We start from the raw sequence: 20,687 nt of genomic DNA on the forward strand, positions 1-20,687 counted from the left end.
TCGCTGAGTTAGCTCGTGATTAGACTCTCTCATAAATGGAAAAACTAGGAGGAGAACTACTAGAGAGCTAATCTTTTCTTGGGCCAGGGAGGCATATATCATGATGAAACAGATTCTTTTAATAACAGATGGGTGTTCCAATGTAGGGGTAAGTCCGGTAATAGCAGCGGCACAAGCACATACTGAAGGCGTTACTGTGAATGTCATCGGTGTGATTGACCATGGGGAGCTGGGGGTGCTGGGCTCTGAGGAGATTCAAGAGATTGCTGCGGCAGGCGGCGGGATGAGCCGAATCGTCAATTCAGGCCAACTTTCCCAGACAGTTCAGATGATGACGCGCAAAACGGTCACCACAACGATTCAGCACGCAGTAGGCAAGGAGCTGCAAAGTATTCTAGGCTTTAATCAATTGGAGCAGTTACCTCCAGATAAGCGCGCGGAAGTGGTTCAAGTGATCGATACCATGAGTGAAACTACTTCACTCCGCGTAGCACTTTTAATAGATGCCAGTGCTAGTATGAAGCCTAAGCATGCAGCGGTGCGTGAAGCGATTCATGATCTGTTGCTTAGTCTTAGAGCCCGCAGCGGCAAGAGTGAACTGGCAGTTTTTCATTTTCCGTCAACCAAAACTAGGGATCAGGAATTAGAAATGGATCTCAGTTGGACGAATCAGCTTGCAAATTTAGACAAGATGTTCTATAAAATAAACATGAAGGGTACAACTCCGACAGGTCCGGCGCTGCTGCAAACTTTGCAGTTCATAACGGAGAAGTCTATCTTACCAAAGACCGAGGATGGGATGCTGAGTGACTACGTGGTATGAAGACGCCTTCCGTCCGGGATCAGAAATCCAAGGGAAATGGAACGGCCGGATGTATGTGGTCGAACGTTTATTAGGTGCTGGTTCCAATGGTGTAGTGGCTCTCGTACGAAGAGGGGCAGCTAGATTTGCGCTGAAAGCAGGCCATGAGACGGTTGATCATCAATCGGAGATTAATTCCTTGCATGCGATATCCATGACAGAAACGTCATTCAAGAACTTTTTAATAGATGCCGATGATATGACGATAAATGGGAAAGAAGTCTCCTTCTATGTCATGCGATATATTGAGGGAATGAAAATTTCCAATTTCATACATAAGCGTGGTCAAGATTGGATCTATGTGATTGGTTCAAACCTGCTTCGAAAGTTAACGGAAGTTCATAAGAGCGGCTATGTTTTCGGTGATCTGAAGATCGAGAATATGATCGTTTCCAATTATGGCGATGTGGATCTCATTGATTTTGGGGGTGTGACGCCTAAAGGCAGAGCGATTAAGCAGTTGACTGAAGTGTATGACCGCGGCTTTTGGAATATGGGGGAGCGGGTTGCGGAAGAAAGTTATGATCTATTTTCATTTGCCATTTTACTATTAAAATCGCTCGATCAATGCAAACTCTTTACTGGTTTATCCAAAACGCTGCCGCAAAACCGCGATTTAGATCAACTAACCGCCATAATACGTGAAAATTCGGTTGCTGCTCATCTCGCACCGTTTCTTCATAAAGCATTGAATAGTGAGTTTAATTCTTCGCAAGAAGCGTACCAGTACTGGAGAACGTTGGTCTCAGGTAAGAAGAGTACACAGTCAACACTCCAAATGCCTTGGTTGAAAATATGCTTCGCCGCTTCTATTTTTATTTTTGGTGTAACGCTCTATGTGTACTGGTAACATGATGGAAAGTGCAGGAATGGAAAGGAATACCCGATGGAAATCGATCTTGTTGCCAAGGTGGAACAGCGAATTATTGACGAAAATCTCGTCGATCAAGGAGATGTGGTGGTTGTTGCGGTATCAGGAGGACCTGATTCTGTGGCGCTGCTTCATGTCCTTTTTGCCCTTGCCAAGCGTTATAGCTGGCGGCTCGTTGTTGCGCATGTGAATCATCAATTCCGCGGTGCGGAATCAGATGCGGAAGCCTTTTTCGTAGGGAAGCTTGCTGATGACCTAGGACTTCCGTGTGAAATCGGCGTCATTGATGTGCCGGCCTATATAGAGGAAACGTCACTCAATGGACAAGCCGCGGCACGTGAGAAGCGCTACGAATTTCTACATCAGATCGCAGCGAAATACAGCGCTAACCGAATTGCCTTCGCTCACCATGCAGACGATCAAGCTGAAACAGTCATGATGCGGATTTTGAGAGGGACTGGCCCTTCAGGTCTGGTTGGCATGCCGGAACGCAGGCGCGAAAAAAAAGTGGAACTGATTCGTCCGTTTTTACGTATATACAAAACAGATATTGTGAATTATTGCGCTCAGCATGAAATGACGTATTGTAAGGATAGCAGCAATGAGCTGCGGAAGTATTTTCGAAACCAGATTCGGCTTGATGTGATGCCGATGCTGAAACAGTATAATGAACAACTTCCGGAGTCACTGAATCGATTGACGGATTTGATGCGAGCTGAGGATGATTATTTGGCCAAAGAAGCCGAGCAGGTTTTTCGCCAAATAACGACTTTCCAGCAAGCCTGCTGCCGCATAGAAAGACGTGATTTCACTGAGCTGCACGTTGCTTTACAAAGGCGTTTGATTAAATTAATATTAAACTGTCTTTGTTTGGAAAGAGATCGGTTGGATTTTACACGAATTGAAAGTATGCGTGAGTTGATTTTAGAGGATCAGGTTTCTAATCAAATTCTTCAGGTGGATGAACAGGTTTATATTGTGAGAGAATATGAATCTATTCAATTTCAGACCTTCGCTCCTTCTTCGAAGCCTTATGCTTATGAGGTTGGATTGGATACAAGCGAGCTGAACCTGCCGGAAGTGGAAGCCAAGCTGATCTACTCATGGGTGCCGGCTAGTTCGAAGGAGACAGCTGCTTATTCCTCATCTGCAACGGACGTGTTTTTGGATCTAGATCAAATTATTTTGCCGCTTGTTGTAAGGAGCCGCAGGTCAGGAGATCGGTTTGAGCCGTATGGTTTAAATGGGTCCAAAAAAGTAAAGGATATGTTCATTGATGCCAAAATGCCGCTAAGCCGGCGTGATGTCATCCCACTGCTGGTCGATGCTTCTGGGCAAATCCTCTGGATTGCTGGCTTTCGTAGGTCCAAGCACGCTCTGGTTGGACCAGATACAGTACGTGTACTTCATATGAAGCTAGTGCTGAAGTAATATGCGTAAATTTCGTTCTTCTAGAATGTAAATTTATAAGGATTCATAATATAAACTAGGGGGTTCATCCTTGTACAGCGACATTCAAGAAGTTCTTTACAGTGAAGAACAAATTCAAGGCAAGATCAAAGAATTAGGGGAGAAACTCTCCATCGATTACGAAGGTAAGAACCCATTGGTTATCTGTGTGCTTAAGGGAGCTTTCATTTTCATGGCTGATCTTGTGAAGCAAATCAGAGTACCATTGGAACTTGATTTCATGGCTGTATCCAGCTATGGTCAATCCACGAAATCTTCTGGTGTTGTCAAGATTATTAAGGATCTTGATGTTCCCGTAGAAGGACGTCATATTCTTATCGTGGAGGACATTATCGATAGCGGTTTAACGCTGAGTTATCTGATAGATGTGCTAGAGCGACGCAATGCGAAGACGATTTCGGTCGTTGCGCTGTTTAATAAACCGGCACGCAGAACTGTGGACCTCGAACCTGAATATGCAGGTTATGTGCTTCCAGATGAGTTCGTCGTCGGATATGGTCTGGATTATGCAGAGAAGTATCGCAACCTTCCATTTATCGGCATATTGAAACCAGAGATCTATAGCAGCTAATGCCATTTCCCGCAGACTCATCAACGCTGTTATGTTGTAGTGCTTTACCGGGATGTGGTAAAATAATAAACGTGTGCCGTTTGAGAGGAGGCTCGGGATGAATCGAATTATCCGGAAATACCGGCTTTTATTTACTTATATTTTTGGTTACTGTAGGTATCGTCCATTTCATTAGTACCCAAAACGAGCAAAAGGAGTTAATTACTTACGATAAATTCCGCCAAGCGGTAGTTAACAAAAATGTGGAATCCGTGACCTTAAAGTTTGATGGATACACATATTTGATTAAAGGTAAGTATATTAACCCACCAAATGGTGCTGATAAGAAGAGCTTCGAAACCCATGCTCCATTCGAGCCAATGGTCGTTCAGCTGATTGAAGCGAATGGCGTTCCATCAGAAACGTACGAGACTATGGAACGGGATAGTGTTTGGATTAGTTTCCTAACCTCCATCATCCCATTCGTCATTATCTTCATCTTGTTTTTCTTCCTGTTAAATCAGGCTCAAGGTGGCGGCGGCAAAGTGATGAACTTCGGCAAAAGCCGTGCCCGCTTATATAATGAGGAGAAAAAACGCGTCACATTTGAAGACGTGGCAGGTGCTGACGAAGAGAAGCAGGAATTAATCGAGGTTGTCGAATTCCTCAAAGATCCGCGGAAATTCGCAGCTGTTGGTGCTAGAATTCCTAAAGGGGTTCTGCTCAATGGTCCTCCGGGAACCGGTAAAACCCTTCTTGCACGCGCAGTCGCTGGTGAAGCGGGCGTACCATTCTTCAGTATTTCGGGTTCTGACTTCGTTGAGATGTTCGTCGGTGTCGGTGCTTCCCGTGTTCGTGACTTGTTCGAGAACGCGAAGAAGAACTCACCATGTATCATTTTTATCGATGAGATCGATGCTGTAGGTCGTCAACGTGGCGCTGGCTTAGGCGGCGGACATGACGAGCGCGAACAAACGCTCAATCAATTGCTCGTAGAAATGGACGGCTTTGGCGCGAACGAAGGTATCATTATCGTTGCTGCGACGAACCGCCCAGATATCCTTGACCCAGCCTTACTGCGTCCAGGCCGTTTCGACCGTCAAATCACGGTAGATCGTCCAGACATCAAAGGCCGCGAAGCTGTACTGAAAGTACATGCTCGCAACAAACCACTTGCCAAAGACGTGAAGCTGGACGCTTTGTCTCGCTACACAACTGGATTCACAGGTGCTGATCTCGAGAATCTGTTGAACGAAGCAGCTTTGATTGCTGCCCGTCGCAACCGTAAAGATATTTCAATGGCTGAAGTCGAGGAAGCTTTTGACCGTATTATTGTAGGTACGCAGAAGAAAAGTCGGATTATCAGCGAAGCAGAGAAACGCATTGTGGCTTATCATGAAGCCGGCCACGCGATCATTGGTTATTATGCCGAGAATGCCGACATGGTGCACAAAGTGACGATCGTTCCGCGCGGACGCGCTGGCGGTTATGTCATGATGCTGCCCAAAGAAGGCGAAGATCGCATGATGCAGACGAAGAACGAATTGCTGGATAAAGTAACAGGACTCCTAGGAGGCCGCGTTTCCGAAGAATTATTTATCGGAGAGATTGGCACAGGAGCTTATAGTGACTTCCAGAAAGCAACGGGCATTGTTCGTCGCATGATTATGGAATACGGTATGAGCGATAAGCTAGGACCGATGCAGTTCGGCAGCTCGCAAGGCCAAGTGTTCTTAGGCCGCGATATCGGACATGAACAAAACTACAGTGATGCGATTGCTTATGAGATTGATCAAGAGATGCAAAACTTCATTCGCACTTGTTACGATCGTGCTCGTGCGATGCTTACGGAGCATGCGGATCAGATTCATCTCGTAGCCAAAACGCTGCTTGAGAAAGAAACACTCGATAAGGATGAAATCATCGAGCTTCTAGAGAAAGGCAAATTGAATGCAAGCGCGGATGACGAAGAAGTCAAAGTGAACATTCAAGGGCAAAGCCAATCTAGCGAAAGCAATAAATTGGAGTTAAACAAAGATAAAGATTCCAATTCGGACCATTCCGAAGAGTAACAAGCAATAGCAACTCGTAAATCCGGTGTACACGTCAGGTGTACCCGGATTTTCTGGTTTTTTCGGCATATTTGCGCATTGACAGGGGATGTGAGAATGTGTAAATTAGTTGTAAATCTCTAATTTTATTACGATTAGATCATACTACTGTTAATCCTATTTTTAGATAGACAAGAAGTACATTTTACGTCCCAGACAGGGGAGGAAGCACCATGGAAGCTCTAGCTATTGAACGCAAAGCCGAGCAGAACCGTGAACTTAAGGAACGGTTGCTGCAGCTAAAGAAAGAACGGAATGCTATTATTCTTGCTCATTATTATCAACGTGACGAAGTTCAAGAGGTTGCCGATTTCCGGGGGATTCCTTTCTGCTTGCGCAGAAGGCCGCGCAAACCGATGCTGATGTGATTGTATTTTGTGGCGTACATTTCATGGGGGAAAGTGCTAAGATTCTTGCTCCTAACAAAACAGTTATTATTCCTGACGAACGTGCAGGCTGCCCGATGGCGGATATGGTGAACGTAGAAGGACTACGTGCTCTGAAACGCCAGCATCCTAATGCCAAAGTTGTTGCTTACATTAACACATCTGCTGATGTGAAATCAGAAACGGATATTTGCTGTACTTCGGCGAATGCCATCAACGTCATCAATTCCGTCGATTCAGATGAGATCATCTGGGTACCGGATAAAAATTTGGGCGACTATGTATCAAAATTCACAAGCAAAAAAGTAATCATCTGGGAAGGCTATTGCAATACGCATGATATGCTGACCGTTAAAGATGTGGAAGAAATGAGAGCTCAATACCCGAATGCGCAGTTCGTTGTTCACCCGGAGTGTCGACCTGAAGTTGTGAAACTGGGAGATTTCGTGGGTAGTACAACAGCGATTATCAAATATTGCAAAGAGTCCGATTGTAAAGAGTTTATCGTTGGAACCGAAGATGGAACGGGCTATCAGCTTCGTCTGGACAGTCCAGATAAACAGTTCCATTTTGCAACCAAATACTTGGTATGCCCGAATATGAAAGTAAACAATTTGAAGAAAATTGTGAAATGTCTTGAAACGATGCAGCCAGAGATTTATGTGCCAGAAGATGTAGCCGATAAAGCAAGATTGTCCTTAGAGCGCATGTTACAAGTAAAGTAGCATGCGCTACTCTCTTGTTTAATAGGTAGGGTACCCTCGCAAAGCCTTCCTGTATTCGATTAATCCATCGGATACCGTTTGCTTTGCGAGCAACTAATGGTGAAGAACAGGTGAAACGGCATGATTCCTAGATACCTCGTAGATGTAGATTTAGATTCCATTCCTCATGTACATACAGATGTTATTGTGATTGGCGCGGGCATTGCAGGTTTATTCACTGCTCTTCGCGCTAGCGAAAATAAGAAAGTGCTGATGATTACGAAGAAATCGCTCCTCGACAGTAACACACGCTATTCACAAGGCGGAATTGCTGCTGTTATATCGGACGAGGATTCACCGGAATATCATATGCAGGATACACTGATCGCAGGTGCTGGTCTATGTTCGCCGGAGGCAGTTGACGTTCTCGTTCATGAAGGCCCCAACGGCGTTCAGGATCTCATTCGGATGGGTACCCAGTTCGATCTCGAGAACGGGGAGTTCGCTTTGACCAAAGAGGGAGCGCACAGCCAACGTCGTATTTTGCATGCGCATGGCGATGCCACTGGCGCTGAAATTGTACGAGCTCTTTCGGAACGCACGAAGCAAGATCCGAACATTGAGATCTGGGACGATCACTTCGTGATCGACCTGATCACGCAGGATGGCGAGTGTTATGGCGCACTCGTACAGAAGCCTGGCGGCCAGCGGGTATTCGTCCGCGGTAATGCCACGATCCTTTGCTCCGGCGGTGCGGGACAGCTGTTCCGTTACACTACGAACCCTGACATTGCCACAGGCGATGGGATTGCAATTGCTCATCGCGCCGGTGCGCAAATTCAGGACGCGGAATTTATTCAATTCCACCCTACGGCGCTTTGCTACCCAGGTGCTCCGCGCTTCCTGATCTCGGAAGCGGTGCGCGGCGAGGGGGCTTATCTCCGCAATATCAAGGGGGAGCGCTTCATGGAGCGTTACCATCCCCAACTTGAGCTAGCGCCTAGGGATGTCGTGGCCCGTGCCGTTCTCGACGAGATGGAGAATTGCAAATCGACCTTCGTCTATATCGACATTACGCACGAATCTGAAGAATTAATTAAACATCGATTCCCAACGATATATGAATATTGCCTCAACTACGGTCTAGATATGAGCACCGACTGGATTCCGGTTGCTCCCGCAGCTCATTATATGATGGGCGGTGTCAAGACAGATCTACACGGAGAAACGATCGTCCGCCGTCTGTTTGCTTGTGGTGAAGTGTCTTCTACAGGTGTACATGGCGCGAATCGTTTAGCGAGTAACTCCTTATCTGAAGCCATTGTGTTCGGTAGAAGAATTATTGAACGGATTCAGGAGCTTCCTCCTTTGGAAGGAAACATTCAAATACGAGCTGAATCAAAAGCGCCAAGAACGGAAATCCCGAATCAGGCCGTTGTCGAGAAAAAGCTTAAGCTGCAAAAGGTTATGCTGCGTTACGCGGGACTGAAACGCTCAGCCAAAGGCTTGCAAAAAGGGTATGATGAATTGGCAAGACAACTCTCTATCTTCGGTTCTTTGATGACGAAACGAGAAGATTATGAGTTTGCAAATTTACTCAATTGTGCGCTTCTAACGACAACCGCTGCTTTAGCGCGAGAGGAAAGTCGTGGCGGTCATTATCGGGAAGATTTCCCTGAACGAGATGATAAGGCATGGAAGAAGCATATTGTTTTTAAGCGCGGGGAAGATAGCATTGAGGAGTGGATTTAACATGCTGGATTTAAATATGGAACTCATTCGTAAACATATTCGGCTTTGGCTGGAAGAAGATATTGGAACCGGCGATGTCACGACTCTGACAACGATCCCTTTGGAACATGCGTCCAAAGGGATTATCCACGTCAAAGAAGACGGAATTGTCTGTGGACTTCGGATCGCCCAAGAAGTTTTTGCTGTGGTCGATGCTTCTCTTCGATTTGAAACTAAAGTAGTTGAAGGATCGTCTGTTAATAAAGGGACCATACTAGCTGAAGTGGAAGGCAATACGCGCAGTATTCTGCTAGGTGAACGCTTAAGCTTGAATTTGATGCAGCGACTATCAGGAATTGCGACTAAGACTCGTGAGTTTGTCGATGCTTTAGAAGGCGTGCCGACAAGACTTGTCGATACACGGAAGACGACGCCGGGACACAGACTGCTTGAGAAGTATGCTGTACGAGTTGGTGGCGGTCATAATCACCGATTTGGACTGTACGATGCTGTGATGATTAAAGATAATCATATCAAAGGTTCGGGCGGCATCACACAAGCTGTACAAGCGGCTCGACAACAGATCCCCCACACGATGAAGATTGAGGTGGAGGTCGAGAATTTTGACCAGCTGCACGAAGCATTAGCGGCTGGAGCGGATATCATCATGCTCGATAATATGATTCCTGCGAAGATGAAAGAAGCAGTTTCCATAATTAAAAGTAAAGCACCGCATATTGTAGTAGAGGGCTCAGGTTCTGTGACGCCTCAGACTATTAAAGCGATGGCGGAAACAGGCGTTGATGTGATCTCCGTTGGGCGTTTGACGTATTCGGTTGCAGCGCTTGATATCTCATTAGATCTGAATGAGCGGAAGGAGACAGCACTATGATTCTCGTTATCGATGTTGGGAATACGAACATTGTGCTCGGCCTCTACCAAGAGCGAACACTTCTGCATCACTGGCGGGTTAGCACGAACCGCTCGGCGACAGTTGATGAGTATGGGATGCAGTTGCACAGCCTTTTTCAACACTCGGGCATCTCGTTTGCGCAGGTAGAAGGAGTAATTGTCTCTTCCGTTGTTCCTCCGCTTATGAATGTAATGGAAAACCTTTGCTTACACTATTTGAAAAGGACGCCATTCATCGTTGGTCCAGGTATTAAGACAGGTCTGAACGTACGTGTAGACAATCCCAAAGAGGTCGGTGCTGATCGCATTGTTAATGCTGTCGCGGCTCTTGAGCTCTACGGGGCTCCTTGTATCATTGTTGATTTCGGGACGGCCACCACATACGACTATATCGATCCCTCCCAGCAGCTTGTTGGGTGCGCGATTGCACCGGGAATCGGGATCTCAACGGAAGCCTTATATCAGAAGGCGGCAAAGCTGCCGCGCATTGAGCTGGTCAAACCGAAGAGCGTCGTCGGCCGTAATACCGTAGCGGCGATGCAGGCAGGGATTATTTTCGGCTATGTAGGCCAAGTTGATGGGATTGTTGAACGTGTCATTCAAGAATTTAATGTCAATCCAACAGTTATTGCTACGGGTGGTCTTGCGGAGTTGATTTCGAGTGAATCTCGTACCATTCAGATCGTCAACCCACTGCTCACTTTGCAAGGTCTGCAAATGATTTATGAGAAAAATGCATAAGCTGTTTAAGGAAAGGATTTAACATGGGCGATTATTTGATTCGAGGAACGGCGCTCCACGGAAAAGTTCGTGCTTTTGCCGTGGAAACGACTGTCCTCACAGAAGAACTTAGCCGAAGACACCAAACCACACCAACAGCCACGGCAGCATTAGGAAGAACGGCAGCTGCTGGACTTCTCATTGCAGCCATGCTCAAGGGTGAAGAGCATCTCATTGTTCAAGTAAAAGGCGATGGACCTATCGGGCAAATTGTGGTCGATGCGAATGCGAAGGGTGAGGTGCGCGGTTATGTCGATAATCCGTTAGTCGATCCTCCCCTTAAAGAGAATGGCAAGTTAGATGTTGCTGCTGCGGTGGGAACGGATGGATTTTTGTACATAACGAAAGATTTAGGCATGAAAGAGCCTTATAAAGGCAGTGTTCCTCTCATTTCAGGTGAATTGGCTGAAGATTTCACGTATTATTTTGCCATGTCTGAACAAACGCCTTCAGCTGTAGCGCTGGGGGTATTGGTCAATACGGATCACTCCATTCTGGCCTCAGGCGGATTCGTTATTCAATTGCTCCCAGGATTAACAAATGATGAAATTGGGGAAATTGAAGAGATGCTCGCTCGCATTCCATCCTTCACAAATATGCTCGGCGGGGGTTTGAATTTAGAGGAAATCCTTCAAACTATCCTTCCATCTTTCCAAAAGCTCGATCAGATGGATGTCATGTTTCGCTGTAAATGCAGCCGTGAAAGAGTTGAAACAACGCTTATTTCCTTAGGGAAAACAGAGCTGCAAGAAATTCTTGAAGATGAAGGGTTTGCTGAAGTCGTTTGTCATTTCTGCAATGAAGCTTATCGTTTCAACGAAGATGATTTGAAGCAGATGATTGAACAATAGAGCAAGCAGCATTATAGATGTAAAGAGGGAGTCAGGATGCAGAACGTGAAGCGATTGTGGGGAGTCATCATCGTGATGGCTGTAGGTAATCTCGTGCTCGCATCCTTGCTGGTCACCCATACCATAAACCAATCAGAACCAAGTCAATCACCAAAACCTGAGAAGCAGGGTGAGCAGAAGAATGATCGGGTAGTCGCCAAAATTGGAGATCGTGAGATGACCATTTTGGAGCTTCAAACGGCTCTTGAACATCATTATGGGGCCGAACTGCTGGGTCAAATGTTGGATCGTGAAGTGATACGTTTGGAAGGAAACGAGACAGGGACTTCGATTGGAAGCGCGGAGATTAACCGTGAGTTGAAACGGATGCAGCAAGGTTATGAGAGCGAGCAACAATTTTATGCATCCATGAAAAGTCAGTTAGGTTTGTCAGAGCAAGAAATTAAGGAAGATGTAACCAATAAATTGTTACTCGAGAAGCTCGCAACCAAACATATTCAGATAACGGATGCTCAGGTAGAAGACTATATGAAGACTCACGCCGATGAATTCAAGCAAAATACCGAATATAATATTCTTCAGATTATCGTGTCAACCAAGGATCAAGCGAATAAAGTCCTTGCGGAGCTGGCGAAAGGAGAGAGTTTTGCGACCCTTGCCAGGGATCGTTCCCTAGATGATGCGACCAATAACACCGGCGGTGATTTGGGTTGGATTGAAGGAGATGACCCCTTTGTTGCTGCTCCCGTTCTTGAAACGGCGAAACTCTTGAAGGTTGGAGAAGTGAGTAAGCCCGTCCCTCTGCCGCAGGGGTTCGCGATTGTGAAGCTGAAGAATCGGCGTGAAAAAGTAAATCCCGATCTTGCTTTCGTTCGTGAAAATGTGCGAAGAGAGCTGGCGCTTCATGAAGCACCGCCTCTCAAGGATTATGTGAAGCAACTTCGAGAGAAATGGAAAGTTAGCATTCTAGACCCTCAGTTCCGGTGACATTCTGTGAAAATGTGGTTGACAACCAGTAAGTGCATTGATAAGATGAATATATTAATACCGACTAATTAACTCGGAAATCATCGATTATTTAACCTGGAGGGGAAATAAGTATGGCAAGATTAGTACAAAGCATTACGGATTTGATTGGCGATACACCGCTTGTGCGTTTAAACCGCGTTGTTCCGGAAGGAAGCGCAGAGATTTATGTGAAACTCGAGTACCAAAATCCAGGTGCCAGCGTAAAAGACCGTATTGCCATCTCCATGATTGAAGTGGCTGAGCAAGAAGGTAAATTGAAGCCAGGCGATACGATTATTGAGCCAACTAGCGGTAACACAGGAATCGGAATAGCTTTAGTAGCAGCAGCAAAAGGATATAAAGCGATTCTGGTTATGCCAGAAACGATGTCTTTGGAAAGACGTAACCTTCTTCGTGCCTATGGGGCTCAGCTGGTTCTGACGCCAGGAGCAGAAGGAATGAAGGGCGCGATCAAACGTGCGGAGGAGCTTCAAGCAGAGAATCCTTCCTACTTCATCCCGCAACAATTCAAAAACCTAGCCAACGTGAAGGTTCATCGTGAAACAACAGGTCCGGAAATCGTTGAAGCGATTAATGCTCATGATGGCAAATTGGACGCATTCATTTCGGGTATCGGTACGGGCGGAACTATTACAGGCGCAGGTGGCGTGCTGAAAGAAAACTTCCCGAACATCAAGATTTATGCCGTTGAACCAGCTGCATCCCCGGTACTTTCCGGAGGCAAGCCAGGTCCTCATAAAATTCAAGGTATCGGCGCAGGCTTTGTTCCAGATATTCTGAACACAAGCATCTACGACGAAATTATTGCCGTAGAAAACGAAGATGCTTTCGAAACTTCACGCCGTGTAGCCAAAGAAGAAGGTATCCTTGGTGGTATCTCCTCAGGTGCAGCGATTTTTGCAGCGCTTAAAGTTGCTAAGGAACTTGGCGCAGGCAAACGTGTAGTTGCTGTGATTCCAAGTAACGGTGAGCGTTACCTTTCTACGCCACTGTATCAATTCGAAGAGCAATAAGATTACTTGCTACGAACGTGCCTCCAGCTGCTGCAGCTGGGGGCTTTTTTTCTGTGTGAGGTTGGAGTATACTAATGGACAACTAATCATCGGATGTCACAGGAAGGAGGGCAAATATGATCCTAACAACAATAGAGCAGTGGCGTAATTGGTCCTCCACGTACACGATGCTGCCTTATGTCATTAAATTGGGTCTTGCCGACGACCGGATCGCTTCTTGGCAAGAAGCGTGGAAAGTAGCCGCGCCTGATTCCTTTGTCCTAGAAAGCGGTAAAGGCGGGCGTTACACGTGCTTCGGATTACAGCCATTTTCTACGGTTCATGGAAACGGGTTGGATGCAGAAGTTACCCTTATCAACCAAGTGGATAAGGGCAAACCTCAAGTTTCACACTTGCAAGGCAAACCGCTCGACATCGTGAAGCAATGGATGTCCGCTTATCACAGCCCCAAAGTCGAAGGAGCCCCAAAGTTTCTTGGCGGCTGTGTAGGTTATTGGAGCTATGACGTGATTCGCACCATTGAGAAGCTCCCAGAGCAAGCGGCAAATGACTTGCCGATTCCGGATTATAGCTTCGCTATGTATGATCAAGTTTGGACCTTGGATCATATCGATAAGAGCCTGTACATTGCGGTGCATATGCCGCTTGATAAGAGCCATGCAGCCGATGACGCCTATCTTCGGCAGCTTTACGCACAGGCGCACGCTGATGCCGAGGCGATGCTCGCTCGCTGGCACGCGATTCGCGCCAGCAGCTGGTCAGGCTCGCACCTGAGCGGTGCAGACCAACCGTCGATCGCGCGCGAGCAGCTGCACATCGACGTCGAGAGCATCGCAGGCATCCAGCCTGCCTTCGGCAAAGCCGACTACATCGCGGCGGTGCAGCGCATCCAAGCCTACATCTCCCAAGGTGACGTGTTCCAAGTCAACTTGTCCGTTAGACAGAGCCGGCAGCTGCGCACGACGCCGGAGGAGATCTACGAGGCGCTGCGCATCGTCAATCCCTCGCCTTACATGGGCTTGCTGCGCTTCGCAGGCTTCGCCCTCGTCTCCGGCTCGCCGGAGCTGCTCGTGCAGCTCGAGGACGGCGTCCTGCGGACGCGTCCTATCGCCGGCACGCGCCCGCGCGGCAAGGACGAGCAGGATGACCTGCGCCTGGCCGGCGAGCTTATCGACAACGACAAAGAGCGCGCCGAGCACGTCATGCTGGTCGATCTGGAGCGCAACGACCTTGGCCGTATCTCGAAGTACGGCTCCGTCCATGTGAAGGACTTCATGGTCATCGAATACTACTCCCATGTGATGCACATCGTCTCGGAAGTCGTCGGCGAGCTCGCAGAAGGGAAGGATGCCTATGATGTCATTGCGGCAACCTTCCCTGGAGGTACGATCACAGGCGCTCCAAAGGTTCGCACGATGGAAATTATTGAAGAATTAGAGCCGGTTCGCCGCGGACCCTATACAGGATCCATGGGATGGATTGACTATAATGGAAATATGGAATTTAATATTATTATACGGACGCTAGTAGCTGTTCAAGGGATGGGCCACATTCAAGCAGGGGCGGGAATCGTCATTGATTCCATACCTGAACGTGAGTACATTGAATCCTTGAATAAAGCCAAAGCGATGTGGAAAGCGATAGAATATAGCGAGCGGAGCATGAGCCGAGCTTAAGCCCTAGCAGGGCTGACGAAAGGGGAGCTTAGAATGATTTTAGTGATTGATAATTATGATTCGTTTACGTACAACCTCGTCCAATATTTGGGGGAGATCGGGGAAGAAGTCGTCGTTCGTCGCAATGACGAAATTGATTTAGCTGGCGTTGAGGCTTTGGCACCGGATCATATTTTAATATCTCCGGGTCCTTGCACGCCGAATGAAGCCGGAATTAGCTTATCACTCATTGACCATTTCAAAGGCAAAATCCCTATCTTCGGCGTCTGCCTAGGCCATCAATCAATCGGTCAAGCTTTTGGCGGCGACGTCATTCGCGCAGAACGTTTAATGCATGGTAAAACCTCGGAGATTTTCCATGATGGTAAAACCTTATTCGAAGGGCTGCCATCCCCGTTTATAGCGACTCGCTATCATTCCTTGATTGTGAAAACCGAGACGCTTCCTGATTGCTTGGAAGTAAGTGCGCGTACAGCAGAAGGTGAAATTATGGCATTGCGCCATAAGGAATATCCGATTGAAGGTGTGCAGTTCCACCCAGAATCAATTATTTCTCAGCACGGTCATCAGATCCTGCGAAACTTTCTTCGCCGCACGGCTAAAGCAGGAGTTTAATCTATGATTATTAGTGTGGGCGGGATTTTAATGGATGATAAGGAAGCTGTGGTCTCGGTTTACGATCACGGCTTTCTTTACGGCCTTGGCCTTTTTGAGACATTTCGCACCTATAACAAAGAACCTTTCCTGCTGCCCGAGCATCTTCGGCGACTATCGGAGGGCTGTCGTGAGCTAGGGATTGACTACGAGCCTGACTACGCACACATTCAGCGTCTGATTGATGAACTGCTTAAAGCCAATAACCTAGAGGATGCGTATATCCGTTACTCCGTTTCGGCGGGAACTGATATTCTTGGGCTGCCATCAGGTGTCTACCAAAACCCTACAGAGATCATTTACATCAAGCCGCTTCCACCGAAGGACGAGAAGATCTATGCACAGGGTAAAGCGCTGCAGCTGCTGAAGCTGCCTCGTAATACGCCGGAAGGTTTGTACCGATTCAAGTCCTTTCACTATATGAATAATATTTTGGCGAAAAGAGAGCTGCAGCAGTATGCCTGGGCGACTAGCGCTGAAGGCCTGATGTTGACTGAAGAAGGCTATGTAGCTGAGGGCATTGTGAGCAACATCTTTTTCATAAAAGATAGTGCCTGCTATACGCCATCGCTGGATACAGGCATATTACCTGGCATCACAAGGGCCTATGTGTTACAGCTGGCACAGCAGCAGCAGATTCCCACACAGAACGGCCAATACCGATGGGAAGATCTTATGGAAGCCGATGAGGTGTTTCTCGTTAATTCCATACAAGAGATCGTACCCATTACGACACTGTTCACACCCAGTGGACAATCTCACTCTATTGGAAATGGTGTCGTAGGCCCGATAACCCGCCAACTAAGCGAGCTTTATAACTAACATTTGATAACAACAGGAAGTGAACGGTAATGAAAGTGTTATCCTGCAGAGGACATGAGCTGCCCATTGGTGATCGGACGATCATTATGGGCATATTAAACGTAACACCGGACTCCTTCTCGGACGGTGGGAATTACATTAGGATTGAAGATGCGGTGCGCAGAGCTCGCCAAATGGTGGCGGAAGGCGCTGACATCATTGATATCGGGGGAGAATCGACCCGACCGGGTTTTGCCAAGGTCACACAAGAAGAAGAACTGCAACGGGTAATTCCGGTCATTGAGGCACTAAGTAAGGAAGTTAACGTTCCTATTTCTATAGATACTTACAAAGCAGAGGTCGCCAAGCAAGCATTAGAAGCCGGGGCGCATATCATCAACGATGTTTGGGGCGGCCAAGCCGACGTTCGAATGGCAGAAGTTGCGGCCAGCTACGATTGCCCGTTTATCATCACGCATAATCGTGTGAATCCGACCTATACTGATTTTCTTCGAGATGTTACTTCCGATTTACAGCTCTATGCGAATCAAGCCAGAGAAGTTGGCGTTCGGGAAGAGCGGATCATTTTGGACCCGGGCATCGGATTTGCCAAATCCTACGAACAGAATTTGTTCCTCATGAACAATCTGCGTACGATCGTAGACCTCGGATATCCCGTCCTTTTAGGAACATCCCGCAAAAGCGTCATTGGCCTAACGCTGGGTCTGCCTCCTGAAGAACGTTTGGAAGGTACAGCATCGACCGTGGTGCTTGGAATTACCCAAGGCTGTGGGATGATCAGAGTCCACGATATTCAAGCGATGAAACGTTTAGCAGTTATGACAGATGCCATCATTCATTCGCAGTTAACCTAAACTTTGGAGGCTCTTACATTGGATAAAATAACACTCTCCCGCATGCAGTTCTTTGGTAATCATGGTGTTTTTCCGGAAGAGAATAAGCTTGGTCAACGCTTTTATGTAGATGTAGAGCTTATGCTTCCGCTAAACAAGCCCGGCAAGTCGGATCATCTGAATGATACGGTTAATTACGGGGAAGTATTTTTCAAAGTCAAAGAGATTGTGGAAGGCCGCACTTACAAATTAATTGAAGCTTTAGCAGAAAATATTGCATCCGAGCTTCTGCATACTTATACTAGTATCAATGAAGTGACGGTTCGCGTCATTAAGCCGCATCCGCCCTTTGCCGTATTTTTTGACGGGGTAACTGTAGAGATTAACCGAAAGCGGGCAAATGAATGACAGCCGAAGAACGAGAACAAGGCACGATAGCTTATGTCGCATTGGGATCCAATATAGATGATCGCGAACATTATTTGCAGGATGCGATTGCAGCGCTGAATCAGGAATCGGGCATTACGGTGACTGGCGTGTCCAGCATCTACGAAACCGAACCGGTTGGCTATGTAGATCAATCTGCTTTTCTTAATATGGTTATTCAAATCATCACCGTTTTACCTGCAGAAAAGTTGTTGTTCACTATGCTAGCCATCGAGAAAAGACTGGGTCGAACGCGCGATTTGCGCTGGGGCCCGAGAACGATCGATTTGGATTTACTCCTTTACGGCGACCATCAGCTTACAACCCCCGACTTGATCATTCCGCATCCGCGGATGCATGAGCGGGCTTTTGTATTAGTTCCTCTCACTGAGGTTCTCTACAAGCGACAAGATGCTGCATTTGAATTCATCTCCGCGCATTTGGAGAAACTGGAAGGAAAGGAAGGCGTCATCCTATGGAAAAAAGCTCAGTAGCTCAGCGTATACGCGCTTTTCGTAAGTTAAAAGGGTACACGCAGAACGAATTAGCCGATTTACTCGGTGTGTCGATTGCCATTTTAGGTGCTATTGAAAGAGGTACACGTAAACCGGACACCAAAATAATAAATAAAATCTCGCAAGTCCTGAATATTGAACCGGATGAGTTAGTCGCAGCGGTTGCGAGATGAGAGGAGTGGAATCTTCGGTGCTGAAAATAGGAAATGTCGAAGCTCCCAATAAAGTCGTGCTTGCCCCAATGGCGGGTGTATGCAACCCTGCGTTCCGACTCATTGCCAAAGAATTTGGTACAGGTCTAGTCTGTGCAGAAATGGTTAGTGATAAAGCCATTGTTCACGGGAATTCCCGCTCGATGGAAATGCTTTATGTTGATGATCGAGAAAAACCGTTAAGTCTGCAAATCTTCGGTGGCGATACCGAGACGCTTGTGCAAGCGGCTAGAATCGTTGACCAACAAACGAATGCAGACATTATTGATATAAATATGGGTTGTCCAGTACCGAAAATCACGAAGTGTGACGCGGGTGCAAGATGGCTGCTCCAACCAGAGAAAATCGAAGAAATGATCGCGACCGTTGTTGCGGCAGTAAGCAAACCAGTAACTGTGAAGATGCGTATCGGTTGGGATTCCGAGCACATTTATGCGATAGATAATGCTAAAGCTGTCGAAAGAGGCGGCGGTAGCGCAGTAAGTGTCCACGGTCGTACGCGGGAGCAGCTGTACACAGGTAAAGCGGATTGGGACATCATTCGTGATGTTAAGCAAGCATTGTCGATTCCCGTCATCGGCAACGGGGATGTTGTGACACCTGAGGATGCAAAACGCATGTTAGACCATACGGGTGTAGATGGCGTAATGATTGGGCGCGGCGCGTTAGGCAACCCTTGGATGCTTTACCGTACTGTGCAATACCTGGCCAATGGCGAATTACCGGCGGAGCCTACACCGGAAGAGAAGATCCGTATCGCGATCTTACACATGGACCGACTTATAGCTCTCAAGGGTGAACATGTTGCTGTGAAAGAGATGCGCAAGCACATGGCCTGGTACCTTAAAGGTATGACAGGAGCGGCTCGTGTGAAGGATGCGATTATGGAGATGTTGAAGCGTGATGAAATGGTGCGAGCGCTGAATGATTATGTCGAGCATCTAGCATCGCCTACAAATGAAGAATCAGCCGTACTTCAATAAAAAATGCAGCTATGGTTGAGATTGACATTTTGAAACCGTTGCAATATAATCAGTCAATATTAATGTGTTCCTGCATATATTGAAAGACAAACGAGCAACTAACTTATTTAAGAAACGTGAATTCATACTACTTGAATCAGCTCTTTTAAGACCCAACTCCTAGCAGGAAGCATCGATTCAACGATATGAAAATCTTTCACATGACGGGAGATCAGTTGGAAATGGCTGAAAAAGAGGTCATTCTTACACCAGAAGGTTTAAGAAAGCTCGAAGATGAGCTTGAGCATCTGAAATCAGTGAAGCGCCGGGAAGTGGCTGAGAGAATCAAGGTTGCCATCGGATATGGCGATATTAGTGAGAACTCAGAGTACGAAGACGCGAAGAACGAACAAGCTTTTATTGAAGGCAGAATCATTACTTTAGAAAAATTGCTGCGCAATGCGCGTATTATTAATAACGATGATGTCGATACCAACACCGTGAGTGTTGGCTCAATCGTAACGCTGAAGGACTTGGAATTCGGTGATTTGGTTGAATATAACATCGTAGGTACGGCGGAATCCGATCCGTTGATGAATAAGATTTCCAATGAAAGCCCTGTAGGTAGAGCTATTTTAGGTAAACAAAGGGGCGCGAACGTTGACGTTACCGTTCCTGCTGGCGTCATTCAGTATCAAATTATTGATATTAAAAAGTAGCGTGCAGCCGCATTCCTTTGGAAAGCTTCCTTTCGGAAGCTTTTTTCCGGTTTTAGCACCCTTTACTAATAAGTAGGAGATGAAAGCATGAGCCAGGAATTGGAATTGAACGAATTGCTCGTCATTCGCCGTAATAAATTGGACGAGCTTCGCGGTCTAGGAGTCGATCCGTTTGGCAGCAAATACGTAAGGACGCATTCAACCAAAGAAATCCTTACAGCTTATCAAGATAAGACCAAAGAAGAGTTGGATGCTGAGCAGCATGAGGTCAGTATCGCTGGACGTATTATGCAAAAAAGAGGCATGGGTAAAGCCAGCTTCGCACATCTTCAAGATATTACAGGCAAAATTCAAATCTATGTGCGTGAAGATGCACTAGACGCGAACAAATACCAAGCCTTTGATCTTCTGGATCTAGGCGATATGGTTGGGGTTCGGGGCGTTGTTTTCAAAACAAAAACCGGCGAAACTTCTATTAAAGTGAAATCGCTTGAGGTTTTGACCAAATCCTTGCTTCCGCTGCCGGATAAATTTCATGGTCTTAGTGATGTAGAACTGCGCTATCGCCAACGTTATGTTGATTTGATTATGAATCAAG

The 20,687-nt window shown here is 46.8% G+C and carries 21 protein-coding genes and 1 pseudogene (1 of these 22 running past the window's edge); all 22 read left to right on the top strand.

Translation table 11 applies throughout. The annotated features are described in order from the left end of the window. Window positions 1-103: 103 nt before the first annotated feature. Entirely contained in the window at window positions 104-823 is a 720-nt protein-coding gene (locus tag ACBP55_RS01095; RefSeq protein ID WP_464653199.1) for a vWA domain-containing protein, read from the top strand. Next, a complete protein-coding gene (locus tag ACBP55_RS01100) occupies window positions 807-1,712 on the top strand; it encodes a protein kinase domain-containing protein (RefSeq protein ID WP_464649132.1) in 906 nt (301 codons plus the stop codon). Before ACBP55_RS01095 ends, ACBP55_RS01100 begins: the two co-directional genes overlap by 17 nt. A 36-nt stretch (window positions 1,713-1,748) precedes the next feature. Beyond that, window positions 1,749-3,164: a tRNA lysidine(34) synthetase TilS gene (tilS, locus tag ACBP55_RS01105; protein ID WP_464649134.1), complete on the top strand. Its 1,416-nt coding sequence runs from the start codon at window positions 1,749-1,751 to the stop codon at window positions 3,162-3,164. A gap of 70 nt (window positions 3,165-3,234) precedes the next feature. Next, on the top strand, window positions 3,235-3,774 hold the full coding sequence (gene hpt, locus ACBP55_RS01110) for a hypoxanthine phosphoribosyltransferase (protein ID WP_029197788.1): 540 nt from the start codon (window positions 3,235-3,237) through the stop codon (window positions 3,772-3,774). A gap of 143 nt (window positions 3,775-3,917) precedes the next feature. Next, window positions 3,918-5,825, top strand: a complete 1,908-nt coding sequence (ftsH, locus tag ACBP55_RS01115) for an ATP-dependent zinc metalloprotease FtsH (protein WP_464649136.1) — start codon at window positions 3,918-3,920, stop codon at window positions 5,823-5,825. A gap of 212 nt (window positions 5,826-6,037) precedes the next feature. Then, window positions 6,038-6,975: pseudogene (gene nadA / locus ACBP55_RS01120) on the top strand (quinolinate synthase NadA). A 120-nt stretch (window positions 6,976-7,095) separates the two neighbouring features. Further along, window positions 7,096-8,706, top strand: coding sequence for an L-aspartate oxidase (gene nadB / locus ACBP55_RS01125; protein ID WP_464649138.1), 1,611 nt, complete (start codon window positions 7,096-7,098; stop codon window positions 8,704-8,706). Window position 8,707: 1 nt separating this feature from the next. After that, window positions 8,708-9,577, top strand: coding sequence for a carboxylating nicotinate-nucleotide diphosphorylase (gene nadC / locus ACBP55_RS01130; protein WP_029197792.1), 870 nt, complete (start codon window positions 8,708-8,710; stop codon window positions 9,575-9,577). Continuing rightward, window positions 9,574-10,338 carry a type III pantothenate kinase gene (locus ACBP55_RS01135; RefSeq protein WP_029197793.1) on the top strand — a complete coding sequence of 255 codons (765 nt, stop codon included), beginning with the start codon at window positions 9,574-9,576 and terminating at the stop codon, window positions 10,336-10,338. Before nadC ends, ACBP55_RS01135 begins: the two co-directional genes overlap by 4 nt. Window positions 10,339-10,361: 23 nt before the next feature. After that, on the top strand, window positions 10,362-11,228 hold the full coding sequence (gene hslO, locus ACBP55_RS01140; protein ID WP_464649141.1) for an Hsp33 family molecular chaperone HslO: 867 nt from the start codon (window positions 10,362-10,364) through the stop codon (window positions 11,226-11,228). Window positions 11,229-11,264: 36 nt separating this feature from the next. Then, the gene (locus ACBP55_RS01145) at window positions 11,265-12,215 is read left to right on the top strand and encodes a peptidyl-prolyl cis-trans isomerase (protein ID WP_464649143.1); all 951 of its coding nucleotides are present in this window, start codon (window positions 11,265-11,267) and stop codon (window positions 12,213-12,215) included. Between the two features lie 113 nt (window positions 12,216-12,328). Next, on the top strand, window positions 12,329-13,270 hold the full coding sequence (gene cysK, locus ACBP55_RS01150; protein ID WP_029197796.1) for a cysteine synthase A: 942 nt from the start codon (window positions 12,329-12,331) through the stop codon (window positions 13,268-13,270). Window positions 13,271-13,386: 116 nt separating this feature from the next. Then, a complete protein-coding gene (locus ACBP55_RS01155; RefSeq protein ID WP_464649145.1) occupies window positions 13,387-14,946 on the top strand; it encodes an anthranilate synthase component I family protein in 1,560 nt (519 codons plus the stop codon). A 33-nt stretch (window positions 14,947-14,979) separates the two neighbouring features. Beyond that, window positions 14,980-15,561, top strand: a complete 582-nt coding sequence (gene pabA, locus ACBP55_RS01160) for an aminodeoxychorismate/anthranilate synthase component II (RefSeq protein WP_029197798.1) — start codon at window positions 14,980-14,982, stop codon at window positions 15,559-15,561. 3 nt (window positions 15,562-15,564) lie between these two features. Further along, window positions 15,565-16,422: an aminodeoxychorismate lyase gene (gene pabC, locus ACBP55_RS01165; protein WP_464649148.1), complete on the top strand. Its 858-nt coding sequence runs from the start codon at window positions 15,565-15,567 to the stop codon at window positions 16,420-16,422. A gap of 29 nt (window positions 16,423-16,451) precedes the next feature. Then, on the top strand, window positions 16,452-17,276 hold the full coding sequence (gene folP / locus ACBP55_RS01170) for a dihydropteroate synthase (RefSeq protein WP_464649150.1): 825 nt from the start codon (window positions 16,452-16,454) through the stop codon (window positions 17,274-17,276). 18 nt (window positions 17,277-17,294) lie between these two features. Continuing rightward, on the top strand, window positions 17,295-17,663 hold the full coding sequence (gene folB, locus ACBP55_RS01175) for a dihydroneopterin aldolase (RefSeq protein WP_029197801.1): 369 nt from the start codon (window positions 17,295-17,297) through the stop codon (window positions 17,661-17,663). Further along, a complete protein-coding gene (gene folK, locus ACBP55_RS01180; RefSeq protein WP_464649152.1) occupies window positions 17,660-18,175 on the top strand; it encodes a 2-amino-4-hydroxy-6-hydroxymethyldihydropteridine diphosphokinase in 516 nt (171 codons plus the stop codon). Before folB ends, folK begins: the two co-directional genes overlap by 4 nt. After that, entirely contained in the window at window positions 18,157-18,369 is a 213-nt protein-coding gene (locus tag ACBP55_RS01185) for a helix-turn-helix domain-containing protein (RefSeq protein ID WP_029197803.1), read from the top strand. Before folK ends, ACBP55_RS01185 begins: the two co-directional genes overlap by 19 nt. Before the next feature lie 17 nt (window positions 18,370-18,386). Continuing rightward, a complete protein-coding gene (dusB, locus tag ACBP55_RS01190) occupies window positions 18,387-19,391 on the top strand; it encodes a tRNA dihydrouridine synthase DusB (protein ID WP_464649155.1) in 1,005 nt (334 codons plus the stop codon). Window positions 19,392-19,612: 221 nt separating this feature from the next. Beyond that, complete coding sequence (greA, locus tag ACBP55_RS01195; RefSeq protein WP_029197805.1) at window positions 19,613-20,089, top strand: transcription elongation factor GreA; 477 nt, start codon at window positions 19,613-19,615, stop codon at window positions 20,087-20,089. Window positions 20,090-20,176: 87 nt separating this feature from the next. Beyond that, window positions 20,177-20,687 carry the 5' end (the start) of a lysine--tRNA ligase gene (lysS, locus tag ACBP55_RS01200; protein WP_464649158.1) on the top strand. The gene runs 986 nt beyond the window's last position, so only the first 511 of its 1,497 coding nucleotides appear in the window; the start codon lies at window positions 20,177-20,179; its stop codon lies beyond the right edge, outside the window.

The sequence above is a fragment of the Paenibacillus sp. WG02 genome, assembly GCF_055396115.1.

Bases quoted from the DNA above. Each gene is read 5' to 3' on its own strand.
- folK (WP_464649152.1), top strand. From the start codon at position 17,660: ATGACAGCCGAAGAACGAGAACAAGGCACGATAGCTTATGTCGCATTG.
- tilS (WP_464649134.1), top strand. From the start codon at position 1,749: ATGGAAATCGATCTTGTTGCCAAGGTGGAACAGCGAATTATTGACGAA.
- pabC (WP_464649148.1), top strand. From the start codon at position 15,565: ATGATTATTAGTGTGGGCGGGATTTTAATGGATGATAAGGAAGCTGTG.
- ACBP55_RS01155 (WP_464649145.1), top strand. From the start codon at position 13,387: ATGATCCTAACAACAATAGAGCAGTGGCGTAATTGGTCCTCCACGTAC.
- nadC (WP_029197792.1), top strand. From the start codon at position 8,708: ATGCTGGATTTAAATATGGAACTCATTCGTAAACATATTCGGCTTTGG.
- hslO (WP_464649141.1), top strand. From the start codon at position 10,362: ATGGGCGATTATTTGATTCGAGGAACGGCGCTCCACGGAAAAGTTCGT.
- pabA (WP_029197798.1), top strand. From the start codon at position 14,980: ATGATTTTAGTGATTGATAATTATGATTCGTTTACGTACAACCTCGTC.
- nadB (WP_464649138.1), top strand. From the start codon at position 7,096: ATGATTCCTAGATACCTCGTAGATGTAGATTTAGATTCCATTCCTCAT.
- folP (WP_464649150.1), top strand. From the start codon at position 16,452: ATGAAAGTGTTATCCTGCAGAGGACATGAGCTGCCCATTGGTGATCGG.
- ACBP55_RS01135 (WP_029197793.1), top strand. From the start codon at position 9,574: ATGATTCTCGTTATCGATGTTGGGAATACGAACATTGTGCTCGGCCTC.
- ACBP55_RS01145 (WP_464649143.1), top strand. From the start codon at position 11,265: ATGCAGAACGTGAAGCGATTGTGGGGAGTCATCATCGTGATGGCTGTA.
- ACBP55_RS01095 (WP_464653199.1), top strand. From the start codon at position 104: ATGAAACAGATTCTTTTAATAACAGATGGGTGTTCCAATGTAGGGGTA.
- ACBP55_RS01185 (WP_029197803.1), top strand. From the start codon at position 18,157: ATGGAAAAAAGCTCAGTAGCTCAGCGTATACGCGCTTTTCGTAAGTTA.
- cysK (WP_029197796.1), top strand. From the start codon at position 12,329: ATGGCAAGATTAGTACAAAGCATTACGGATTTGATTGGCGATACACCG.
- greA (WP_029197805.1), top strand. From the start codon at position 19,613: ATGGCTGAAAAAGAGGTCATTCTTACACCAGAAGGTTTAAGAAAGCTC.